Raw genomic sequence first — 10,298 nt, 5'->3', positions numbered from 1 at the left:
GGAAAACCCCCGCAACAGGGCGCGATTTGGGCCGCCTATAGGCAGGAGTCGCCCGGGCCTCAAGCGGCAGGGACGAAAAATCTGCATAAACACTTCACGCTTGCGCAAAGCGCCGCAAAGCGCTTTGAGCCAGCCGCATATGACCGAAGAAGAAATCCTCCACGAATTCCGCGCGAGCGAAGCGTTGCTCGAAGGACACTTCAAGCTCTCCAGCGGACGCCACAGCGGACACTATCTACAGTGCGCACGCGTATTGATGAACGCCGAACGCGCCGGGCGGCTGGCATTCGCGCTGGCGCAAAAACTTCCGCGCGATCTGCGCGCGCAGATCGACACGGTGGTCAGTCCAGCCATGGGAGGACTCATCATCGGTCATGAAATGGGCCGAGCTCTGGGGAAGGATGCCCTGTTCCTCGAACGGCCCGAAGGCACCTTCGAACTGCGCCGGGGCTTTCGCCTTGAACCCGGTGCCAAGGTGCTGATGGTCGAAGACGTGGTCACCACCGGCCTGTCCAGCCGTGAGGCAATCGCCGCGGTCGGACGGGAAGGCGGCGAGGTTATCGCCGAGTGTTCGCTGGTCGATCGTTCGAATGGCGAGGCCGATCTCGGCGTACCCTTCTACCCGCTGATCGAGATCAACTTCCCCAGCTATGCCGAGGGCGAAGTACCGGCCGAATTGGCAGCCATACCCGTGACAAAGCCAGGGAGTCGCAAGTCCTGAGCACGCGGCTTCGCCTTGGGGTCAACATCGACCACGTCGCCACCATCCGCAATGCGCGAGGCGGCGACCACCCCGATCCGGTGCGGGCGGCGGAAATCGTCGCCGCGGTGGGTGGCGACGGGATTACAGCGCACTTGCGCGAAGATCGGCGTCACATTCGCGATGCCGACCTGCAGCGCATCCAAGCCGCCACCGACCTTCCGCTGAATCTCGAAATGGCGGCGACCGAGGAGATGCTGGCCATCGCCCTCGCCCATGCGCCGCATGCTGCCTGCATTGTCCCGGAGAAGCGCGAAGAGCGCACCACGGAGGGCGGCCTCGACGCGGCAGGCCTGCACAATCAATTGGCGCCGATAGTCGCGCGCCTCTCCGACGCGGGTATCCGGGTCAGCCTGTTCATCGAAGCCAGCGAGCGCCAGCTTGACGCCGCACGGCGCCTCGGCGCACCGGTGGTCGAATTCCACACCGGCGAATATGCCCATGCCGGACTGGATAGCGATACGGTCCGCGAGGCGAGCGAATTGGAACGCATCGCCCGTATGTCCGCCCTCGCCCGGGAGATGGGCATCGAACCGCATGCCGGGCACGGGCTTACATATGAGAACGTGAAACCGATCGCCGCCATCCCCGAACTCGCCGAACTCAACATCGGTCACTACCTCGTCGGCGAGGCGGTGTTCGTGGGACTCGAGGCAGCGGTTAGGCGAATGCGCGATCTGATGGACGAGGCCCGCCCGTGATCATCGGGCTCGGATCCGACCTGTGCAGCATCGAGCGCATCCAGAACTCGCTCGACCGTTTCGGGGAACGTTTCGAGTATCGCGTCTTCACCGAAGTCGAGATCGCCAAGGCGCGCCGTCGCCCCTTCACCATCGCCGGCACCTACGCCAAACGCTTCGCCGCGAAGGAAGCATTCTCGAAGGCGGTCGGCACCGGCTTTCGCCGCGGGGTTTTCATGAAGGATATCGGCGTGATCAACGCGCCTAGCGGCGCACCGACCCTGTCACTGACAGGCGGTGCGGCAATCCGGCTTGCGGAAATGGTTCCGCACGGCCATGAGGCGCGCATTCATCTCACCCTCACAGACGATCATCCATGGGCGCAAGCCTATGTGATTATCGAGGCCCTTCCCGCATGAGCACCGGCACCCCGGCAGTGAACGACATCACCGATAAACAAACCGAAAAGACGGACGAGAAGGTCGACTGGATTGCAGAAATCCGCGGGCTTGCAGTCATGTTGCTGGCAGTGCTGGCTTTCCATAGCTTCGTAGCCAAGCCTTTCTACATCCCGTCCGAATCGATGATGCCGAACCTGCTGATCGGCGATCGGCTGGTGGTGAGCAAATACCCTTACGGCTGGAACTGGTCCTCGATCAGTTTCCACCTTGCCCCGCGGGGTGACTGGCGCCTGTGGCCGGCGACACCCGAATATGGAGACATCGTCATTCCGGTCCACCCGACGCGTGACGAAGACTACATCAAGCGCGTTGTCGCCTTGCCTGGCGACCGGATTGCCGTTCGCGGTGGGCAGATCATCCTGAACGGCGTACCGATTCCGCAGCGAGTCGAACCGGCGCTCGACCTGCCGCTAGACGAGAATTCGACCTGCAATGGTTTTCTGCCCGATGAATTTAGGGCGACGGACAAGGATGGACACCGCGTTTGCCGCGTCCCCGTCCTGCGCGAAACCATGCCCAATGGTGCGACCTACCTGGTTATCGATCACGAATCGCAGGGACTGGACGATTTCCCCGAGATCACAGTTCCCGACGATGCGGTTTTCGTGATGGGCGATAACCGCGATCATTCCGCCGATAGTCGTGCAGAGATAGCGGCGAAGGGACTCGGCGGTCCAGTGCCGCTGGTCAATATTGGTGGCCGGGCAGAGTTCATCACCTTCTCGCTCGATGGAACCACTTCGCTGAATCCGATCAGCTGGTTTACAAGCTTGCGCAGCAATCGGGCAGGAACCACCCTGCGTCCGGCCCTGGTGGAACGGAGCGCCGGCCCCGCCAGCTAGGGAAGAAGGGGAGGATCACCGCGAAATGCCCGACACCAACGAGCACGACCTCGGTTCCAGCCCGTCTCGCATTTCCGATCCCAGGCTTCGCCATGAGGTGAATCGGGCACTGGTCTGGGCTGCGGTTTTCGGCGGCCTGGCCCTTGCAGTGACGGTTGCGCGCCCCTTGCTGGCCATCTTTGGCGCAATGGTCTTCGCGGCGATCATTGACGGCGGCGCCCGCTTGCTCGGGAAGGTTCTGCCGATCGGTCGCACATGGCGCGTCGCCCTGGTATTGCTCGCCGCGGTTGGATTTCTGGTCTGGCTGGCGAACTTCGCCGGCGCCACGATCACACGGGAAGCGGAACAGTTTCCCGCAATCATCGAGCGCCAAATGGGTGAATTGATCGCGATGGCGCGCGAGCGCGGCGTCGAAATCAACCAGTCCCAGCTGCAAAACTATATCGGCAATGTAACCAGCGGGATTGGTACCGTTACCAAAGCGCTTGGCGGCCTGCTGGGCGGTGTAGCGACTGTGATCTTGATTGTAGTCATCGGCATCTATGTTGCATTCGATCCGCAGCTATATGAACGCGGCGTAGCATGGATGTTGCCGCGCAATCGCCGCGAAAGCTTCTACGTTACCGTCGACCGGATGAGCCTGACCATGCGTCGGCTCATGGGTGGGCGCCTGCTTGGCATGGCGGTCGAGGCGGTGTTCACCTATGTGATGCTGACGATTGTGGCCCAGTTGATCGGGATCGGCACAGTTCCGATGGCCGCACTGCTCGCGATCCTGACCGGACTGCTTGCCTTCATCCCCAACCTAGGCGCGCTGGTTTCAGGCGTTCTGATGGTTCTGGTCGGCTTCTCTGGCGGTATCGACATGGGGCTCTACACGATTTTCGTCTATTTCTTCGTGCAGAACTTCGATGGCTACGTGGTCATCCCGATGATCGCCAAGAAAACGGTCGACCTGGCCCCCGCCCTTGTGCTGGCATTTCAGCTGATCATGGGGCTGCTATTCGGTATTATCGGCCTGTTCCTCGCCGATCCCTTGCTCGCGATGATCAAGGTCGCGCTCGAACGGCGAGCAGAACTGACCGATGAACGTGAGCGCATACGGATTGCCAAAAATGGCGCGTAAATTCCTGTATCTCGTTGCAATTGTTATCGCCCTAGCTATCGCTGCGACCATTGCCTTGTCGATTTGGTCGCGCGAAGCGACGCAAATCGCGCTCGTGCCCCGTGGCGAGTTCGTCGAGCAGCCACCGCTGGCCGACAATGCCTACCAAGATCCCGGCATGTGGTATTCGCGGCCCGGCATCGGGACCAGCGATCCTGCACGTTATCAACCGGCCATGGCTGCCGGTACCAAACCATCCTCGGGAGGTCGCAGTGACCCGAGAGCCCCTTCTTTCGCGGTCTTCTTCGTGCCGCCCACCAGCTACATCAAGGTAGGCGGCGGCTGGAACGCCGCGCTGGATGATCCGGCCACCGAAAACCGCGCCCGCCTGTTCCTCAGCGGGCTCGCCAGTCCCTTCAATCGTGCCGACGAGATATGGGCTCCCAGATACCGCCAGGCCGCGGCCGGTGCCTTCCTGACCGACAAGCCCGAGGCACAGCAGGCAATCGATGCCGCCTATGGCGATATTTTGCAGGCATTCCGTTTCTTCATCGACAGCGTTGGGCCGGACAGGCCGATCGTTCTGGCCGGGCATAGCCAGGGATCTGGGCATGTGTTGCGCCTCTTGCGTGAAGAGATTGCCGGAACGCCCATCGTTGGGCGTGTCGTTGCCGTCTATGCCCCCGGTTGGCCAATTTCGGTCGAACACGATCTCCCTGCCCTGCCCTTGCCTGCTTGCGCCGAGCCGGACGAGACTGGTTGCGTGCTCGCCTGGTCTTCCTTCGCCGAAGGCGGCGATCCCTCGATGATCATGGAACGCTATACTGCCACGCCCGGTTTCGACGGGCTGTCACGAGGGGACGGCCCGATCCTTTGCGTCAATCCGCTTACCGGGAGCATGGGCGGTTCGGCACCAGCCAGCGCCAATCGCGGCACATTGGTTCCCGATGGCGCGCTGACCCGTGGTGAGTTGGTCCCCGGTGCGGTCCCGGCCCGCTGCGGGCCGAACGGATTGCTCTATATCGGAGAGCCCCCGGCAATGGGCGAAGGCGTCCTGCCGGGCGACAATTATCATGTCTACGACATCCCGCTTTTCTGGAAGAACCTGCAGGACGACGTGACCGTACGGGTGAAGGCATGGACGGCAAACCGCTCGTAACCGACAACGCGCTCGATTTCGGCGACCTGCTGCCAGATGGCGGAGCCTTGTTGGGACTCGACGTGGGAACAAAGACCGTCGGCGTGGCGACCTGCGATGCCGGCTGGCGCTTCGCCACCGCGGGAAAGACGCTCTCACGCGGAAAATTCTCCAAGGATAGTGAAGCTTTGCGCGCACTTGTTCAGGATCGGTCGATCCAGGGTGCCGTGGTTGGCCTGCCCCGCAATATGGACGGAAGCGAAGGCCCACGAGCACAGGCGAGCAGAGCTTACGCGCGAAATCTCAGCGCGGCGCTCAATCTCCCGGTACTCCTGTGGGACGAGCGCTGGTCCACAGCCAGCGCTGAAGGCGCGATGATCGCGCAGGACCTGAGCCGCGCCAAGCGTGCCGAGAAGATCGACAGCCACGCCGCTGCCGTCATTCTGCAGGGGGCGATCGACGCGCTGGCAGGAGGCGGGCTTTCGCTCGCTTGAGATTAAATGATTGTATGGCGCGGCGACCGGCGGCTATCGCGCGCGGCATGACTGAGGCCAAACCCAGTTTCGACCCACAGCGTGCCGTGCAGCTGATGTCCAGCCGCGGCCATTCCGGCTGGCTCGGCATGCGCTATTCGGCCCATGGCGATGATTGGGTAGAGCTCGAACTGCCGTGGCGGCAGGACCTTTTGGCGGAGGAAGGTGGCAAGGTGCTCGCCTCCGGTCCGATCCTGAGCCTGATGGACATGGCCAGTGGCATGGCGATCTGGCGGGCCATGGCTGATTTTAGTGCCATCGCAACGCTCGATCTGCGTGTCGATTACGTCCGCCCGGCGCGCGAGGGGGCCAATGTGTTTGGCCGTTCCCAGTGCTATCGTGTCACGCGCAGCGCAGCCTTTGTCCGCGGCTTCGCGCATGACGGTGATGCCGACGATCCGGTCGCCCACATCCAGGGCGCCTTCATGAAGATTGCCAGCAGCCCGCCGGTGGGATGGAATGGCTGAAGCCTCTCACATCAACGCACTGACGCCCTATGCCCGTTCGCTCGGTATCACGGTTGAGCGGTGGGAGGACGGCACGCCCGTTTTACGCGTCGATTTCGACGCGACAGTCGAAGGGCGGCCTGAACACTATCATGGTGGAGCGACCGGCGGACTGCTCGAAACCGCCGGTTACGGCGTGTTGCGCGCCGAGCTGGAGCGGCTTGGCCGCAAGGCCATGCTCAAGCCGATCAACGTCACGATCCAGTATCTTTCCGCTGGGAAAAGCCGCACCAGCTTCGCCAAAGGACGGATCACCAAACTCGGTCGTCGCAGCGCAAACATCACGGTCGAGGCCTGGCAGGATGACCCGGCCCGCCCGATCGCAACCGCCGTCATGAATGTCCTGATGGCCGACGCCTGAGCACCGGACCCGCGTCAGTTTGGCGGAACCTCTTCCTCGCGCCGCCGCGCTTCCTGTTCCGCCCGACGGCGCGCGGCTTCGATAGTTGCCTCATCGACCACGACGCCTTCATTGCCCAACTCGATTTCGAACGGGATTCCGTCGATTTCGGTCGTGAACACGGCCGAACCATCGCGAACGCGCAGACGTGAATTGCCGTCGCCCAGCGGGATGTCCCCGATGTCCGGCACGTCTAGCGGCTCGATGGGCCCACCCGGATCGTCATATTCATCCGGAGCGGCCGGTGTCGGCTTGCCCTTTGCACCCTGCGCCGCAGTCATGAAATCGCGCCAGATGCGCGCGGGCAGGCCACCGCCCGAAATGCCGCCGTCCAGCGGCGAGTTGTCATCATTGCCGACCCAGACGCCAACTACGAGGTCATCGGCATAACCAACGAACAACGCATCGCGATTGTCCTGCGTGGTGCCGGTCTTGCCGAAGTTCGGCCCGCTCAGGATGGCCGCACGGCCCGTGCCGCGATTGATCGCCGCGCGCAGCATCTGTTCCATTTCCCTGTGGGTCGAAGATGAGAAGCTGGATGGGCCGTCCCACAGGCGCTCAAAGAAGCCTTGCTCAGGCCGGGCAAAGGCATGGGGTTCGACCGGATAGGCATTGGCCGCGACCGCGGCATAGGCCGCCGTCAGCTCCATCAGGGTCATCGTATGCGTGCCCAGCGCCATGCTGGGATCCCCCTTCACCAGGGGCGAAGTGACGCCGAGATCACGTGCTGTCGCGATCACCTTCTCGCTCCCGACTTCCTGCAGCAAACGCACAGCGGCGACATTGCTCGATCGGGCGAAGGCATCTTCAAGCGTCAGCGTTTCCGAATACTGCCCGCGCGAGTTCTTCGGCTGGTAGCTGCCCTCGGTAATCGGCATGTTCGAAATCAGGTCATCGGGGCTCCAGCCCGCGCGCAAGGCGGCGAGGTAGACGAACAGCTTGAAGGTCGAACCGGGCTGGCGCCGTGCCTGTGTTGCCCTGTTGAAGGGCGATTTCTCATAATCCTTGCCGCCAATCATGGCGACCACCTCGCCATTGGGCCGCATGGCGACCAGCGCGACCTGGGCCTTGCCCAGCGGCGCTCGCTGGGTGACGCGCCGGGCGATGTTCTGCAGGCGGCTGTCGAGCGTCGTGGTGAGGGTTTGCCGGGCATAGCCACCGGCAGCGGCCTCGCGCGCCTCGGGCAAGGCCCAGTCTGCGAAATAGGTACCGGTCGGCAGGTCGTTCCGGGCCCGCACATCGAGCGCAGGCGCCTTCATCACGCGCGCTTCGGCCTCAGTAATGAAGCCGGCCGCAACCATCGAGCTGACGACCAGCTTCATTCGCTTCTCGGCCCGCGCATAGTGCTTGGTCGGAGCATAGGCAGAAGGCGCCTGCAGCAAACCCGCGAGCATCGCGGCCTGGTTAGGCCTGAGCTTTTCAGGCTGGCGATAGAAGTAGTGCAGGCTCGCCGCGCGCAGACCATAAACATTGTCGCCAAAATAGGCGTTCGAAAGATAGCGCTCGAGGATCTCGTCCTTGGTCAGCCATGCTTCCAGCCAGAAGGCGATCATGGCTTCGCGCGCCTTGCGGGTCAGCGTGCGTTCGGGCGTGAGGAAGGTGAACTTGGCAAGCTGCTGGGTAATCGTGCTGCCACCCCCGGTACCGGTGAAGGCGGCACGCGCGATGCCGCGGGGGTCGACGCCCCAATGGTCATAGAACCGCCTATCCTCGATCGCGAGAAAGGCCTCGACCACATGTGGCGGCAAATCGGCGACCTTGACCGGCTCGTCTGTCACAGCCCCGTTGCGGGCAATCGGAGTCCCGTCGGCGGCAAGCAGCGTAACCTGCGGCGCAGCGATCGGCTCCAGCGATTTTGAGAGCGGCGCAGTGATTGCCAGCCATGCGACCAGGACGATGAACAGCCCGGTGATTGCCCCCACGATCCGGACGGCCCACCAGCGCTTGCGATGACCTTGCCAATAGGCACGCTGCCACCAACGCAGGCGCTCGCGCTCCTGCATGCCCACAGCAGCTTCCAGCCGACCGAGACGAGCGTCCCAGTCGTCATAATCGACGTTGTCGTGAAGCGCATAATAGCCACGATGGCCGGTACTCCCGAATTCGGGTTCCGGCTTGCGCCTGAAGGAATCGAACACGCCCATTGCCTACTGTGTTAAACGAACAACACAGCGATGCATAGAGGGTTGCAGATTAACCCCCGGCTACGCCTGTCGGCCAACAACGCTTTCGGGCAGGTCTTCGCCGAACACACGCTGGTAATATTCGGCCACCAGCATCCTTTCTTCCTCATCGCATTTGTTGAGGAAGCTCAGGCGGAATGCGAAACCAACGTTCTTGAAGATCGCATAGTTCTGCGCCCAGGTGATCACCGTACGCGGGCTCATCACGGTCGAGATATCGCCGTTGATGAAGCCCTGGCGGGTCAGGTCGGCGACCTTGATCATGTCAGCCAGGATCTTCGGATCGATATCGGGGTTCTTCGCCTCAACGATCTTCTGTTCGGTTTCCGCGGGCAGGTAGTTCAGACCGACGACGATGTTCCAGCGGTCCATCTGGCCCTGGTTGATCTGCTGCGTGCCGTGATAGAGGCCGCTCGTATCGCCAAGGCCAACCGTGTTGGCGGTGGCGAACAGGCGGAAGCCCGGATCGGGGCGGATCACGCGGTTCTGGTCGAGCAGGGTCAGCTTGCCCTGCTGTTCGAGCACGCGCTGGATCACGAACATCACGTCCGGCCGACCCGCGTCATATTCGTCGAATACCAGCGCCACCGGGTGCTGCAGCGCCCACGGTAGCAGGCCTTCGCGGAACTCGGTCACCTGCAACCCATCGCGCAGCACGATGGCATCACGCCCGACGAGGTCGATACGGCTGATATGCGCATCGAGATTGATGCGGATACACGGCCAGTTGAGACGCGCGGCGACCTGTTCGATGTGGGTCGACTTACCCGTACCGTGATAGCCCTGCACCATCACGCGGCGGTCATGCGCAAAGCCTGCGAGGATCGCCAGCGTCGTGTCCGGATCGAACACATAGGCGGGATCGAGATCGGGCGTCCGCTCATCCGGCTTGCTGAATGCGGGTACCTGCCAATCGATATCGATACCGAAAGTCTCACGCACATCGACGGTGGTGTCGGGCGCGGCGAGGACTGTCTTGGCAGAGGCGTCGAAGGTCTTGTCGGTCATATCGTTCATCTCGGTGGCGGGCCTAGACAAGCCAAGCCCGCCCCGCAATGCCCGAAAACGAGGTCATCGAAAAATCAGTTGCTTTCTGGGACCCGGATATGCGCGAGATGGCCGGTCTTGATCCAGAATCGTACGCCTTCGGCTCCCGCGGTAGCGCGGATCGCGTCGCCCGCAGGCAAGCGAATCCAGTCATGCCGCTCCAGCAAGCCCTGAGGCGATTTGAGCGACCCATCGAGAATCAGGATCTCACCGCCGTCAGGGAACGACAGCGCCCGTTCGACACCCGGTTGCCAGTGTTCGATCCTCACCGTTTCGAACTCATCGCGATGGAGCAGGCCGGTTTCGACCCCATCCCAACCTAACATCGGAACCAGTTCAAGCTGGTTCATGTCGACGCTGAACTGGTTCCGGTCGGCTTCGTCGAACTGCCAAAGCTTCACGAAAATGGTGCAGCCAGGCTCTGATCCGGGGACGTGCGAGGTGGTCGGCGGATTGCGGACATAGGTGCCCGCCGGATAGTCACCGTGTTCGTCCTGGAAGACACCTTCGAGGACAATGAATTCCTCACCGCCGCCGTGGGTATGCCCCGGGAAAGAGGATCCCGCAGCATAGCGGACGATGGAGGTGGCGCGCGCCCCCTCCCCCCCCACACCAACGAGCCAGCGCCGGGCTCGTATACACA

The 10,298-nt window shown here is 62.5% G+C and carries 12 protein-coding genes; 9 read left to right on the top strand and 3 right to left on the bottom strand.

Going from position 1 to position 10,298, the window contains the following annotated elements; translation table 11 throughout:
* Nucleotides 1–139 precede the first annotated feature (139 nt).
* From pyrE to AAFM29_RS03875, 9 genes are read left to right on the top strand one after another with little or no spacing between them, the layout of a single operon-like run.
* Nucleotides 140–721 (top strand): orotate phosphoribosyltransferase, encoded by a 582-nt coding sequence (pyrE, locus tag AAFM29_RS03915; protein ID WP_341711509.1) that lies wholly within the window; start codon nt 140–142, stop codon nt 719–721.
* Nucleotides 718–1,461, top strand: coding sequence for a pyridoxine 5'-phosphate synthase (locus AAFM29_RS03910; RefSeq protein ID WP_341711517.1), 744 nt, complete (start codon nt 718–720; stop codon nt 1,459–1,461). Before pyrE ends, AAFM29_RS03910 begins: the two co-directional genes overlap by 4 nt.
* Nucleotides 1,458–1,859 carry a holo-ACP synthase gene (acpS, locus tag AAFM29_RS03905; protein ID WP_341711508.1) on the top strand — a complete coding sequence of 134 codons (402 nt, stop codon included), beginning with the start codon at nt 1,458–1,460 and terminating at the stop codon, nt 1,857–1,859. The genes AAFM29_RS03910 and acpS overlap by 4 nt, the downstream gene beginning before the upstream one ends.
* Complete coding sequence (gene lepB / locus AAFM29_RS03900) at nt 1,856–2,743, top strand: signal peptidase I (protein WP_341711507.1); 888 nt, start codon at nt 1,856–1,858, stop codon at nt 2,741–2,743. Before acpS ends, lepB begins: the two co-directional genes overlap by 4 nt.
* Before the next feature lie 25 nt (nt 2,744–2,768).
* Nucleotides 2,769–3,869, top strand: coding sequence for an AI-2E family transporter (locus AAFM29_RS03895; RefSeq protein WP_341711506.1), 1,101 nt, complete (start codon nt 2,769–2,771; stop codon nt 3,867–3,869).
* Nucleotides 3,859–5,007: a DUF3089 domain-containing protein gene (locus AAFM29_RS03890; RefSeq protein WP_341711505.1), complete on the top strand. Its 1,149-nt coding sequence runs from the start codon at nt 3,859–3,861 to the stop codon at nt 5,005–5,007. The genes AAFM29_RS03895 and AAFM29_RS03890 overlap by 11 nt, the downstream gene beginning before the upstream one ends.
* Entirely contained in the window at nt 4,986–5,480 is a 495-nt protein-coding gene (gene ruvX, locus AAFM29_RS03885) for a Holliday junction resolvase RuvX (RefSeq protein WP_341711504.1), read from the top strand. Before AAFM29_RS03890 ends, ruvX begins: the two co-directional genes overlap by 22 nt.
* 47 nt (nt 5,481–5,527) lie before the next feature.
* A complete protein-coding gene (locus tag AAFM29_RS03880; RefSeq protein ID WP_341711503.1) occupies nt 5,528–5,986 on the top strand; it encodes a PaaI family thioesterase in 459 nt (152 codons plus the stop codon).
* Nucleotides 5,979–6,386, top strand: coding sequence for a PaaI family thioesterase (locus AAFM29_RS03875; RefSeq protein ID WP_341711502.1), 408 nt, complete (start codon nt 5,979–5,981; stop codon nt 6,384–6,386). The genes AAFM29_RS03880 and AAFM29_RS03875 overlap by 8 nt, the downstream gene beginning before the upstream one ends.
* A 14-nt stretch (nt 6,387–6,400) precedes the next feature.
* Here the strand turns inward: AAFM29_RS03875 and AAFM29_RS03870 are convergent, their stop codons facing one another.
* The 3 genes from AAFM29_RS03870 to AAFM29_RS03860 all read right to left on the bottom strand — a co-directional run.
* A complete protein-coding gene (locus AAFM29_RS03870) occupies nt 6,401–8,569 on the bottom strand; it encodes a transglycosylase domain-containing protein (protein WP_341711501.1) in 2,169 nt (722 codons plus the stop codon).
* Nucleotides 8,570–8,629: 60 nt separating this feature from the next.
* Nucleotides 8,630–9,625: a cobaltochelatase subunit CobS gene (gene cobS, locus AAFM29_RS03865; RefSeq protein WP_341711500.1), complete on the bottom strand. Its 996-nt coding sequence runs from the start codon at nt 9,623–9,625 to the stop codon at nt 8,630–8,632.
* 65 nt (nt 9,626–9,690) lie between these two features.
* A partial coding sequence (locus tag AAFM29_RS03860) for a cupin domain-containing protein (RefSeq protein WP_341711499.1) occupies nt 9,691–10,298 on the bottom strand: 608 nt, incomplete at its 5' end.

Origin of the sequence: Erythrobacter sp., assembly GCF_038133525.1 — a bacterium.
Lineage (GTDB): Bacteria > Pseudomonadota > Alphaproteobacteria > Sphingomonadales > Sphingomonadaceae > Qipengyuania.
The sequence above is the reverse complement of the archived record's forward strand: the minus strand, read 5'-3'. Positions and strand labels throughout refer to the sequence as shown.

What these genes read in the sequence shown, in the direction of transcription:
- pyrE (WP_341711509.1), top strand. Translation starts at nt 140, where the DNA reads ATGACCGAAGAAGAAATCCTCCACGAATTCCGCGCGAGCGAAGCGTTG.
- lepB (WP_341711507.1), top strand. Translation starts at nt 1,856, where the DNA reads ATGAGCACCGGCACCCCGGCAGTGAACGACATCACCGATAAACAAACC.
- AAFM29_RS03895 (WP_341711506.1), top strand. Translation starts at nt 2,769, where the DNA reads ATGCCCGACACCAACGAGCACGACCTCGGTTCCAGCCCGTCTCGCATT.
- AAFM29_RS03890 (WP_341711505.1), top strand. Translation starts at nt 3,859, where the DNA reads ATGGCGCGTAAATTCCTGTATCTCGTTGCAATTGTTATCGCCCTAGCT.
- ruvX (WP_341711504.1), top strand. Translation starts at nt 4,986, where the DNA reads ATGGACGGCAAACCGCTCGTAACCGACAACGCGCTCGATTTCGGCGAC.
- AAFM29_RS03880 (WP_341711503.1), top strand. Translation starts at nt 5,528, where the DNA reads ATGACTGAGGCCAAACCCAGTTTCGACCCACAGCGTGCCGTGCAGCTG.
- AAFM29_RS03875 (WP_341711502.1), top strand. Translation starts at nt 5,979, where the DNA reads ATGGCTGAAGCCTCTCACATCAACGCACTGACGCCCTATGCCCGTTCG.
- AAFM29_RS03870 (WP_341711501.1), bottom strand. Translation starts at nt 8,569, where the DNA reads ATGGGCGTGTTCGATTCCTTCAGGCGCAAGCCGGAACCCGAATTCGGG.
- cobS (WP_341711500.1), bottom strand. Translation starts at nt 9,625, where the DNA reads ATGAACGATATGACCGACAAGACCTTCGACGCCTCTGCCAAGACAGTC.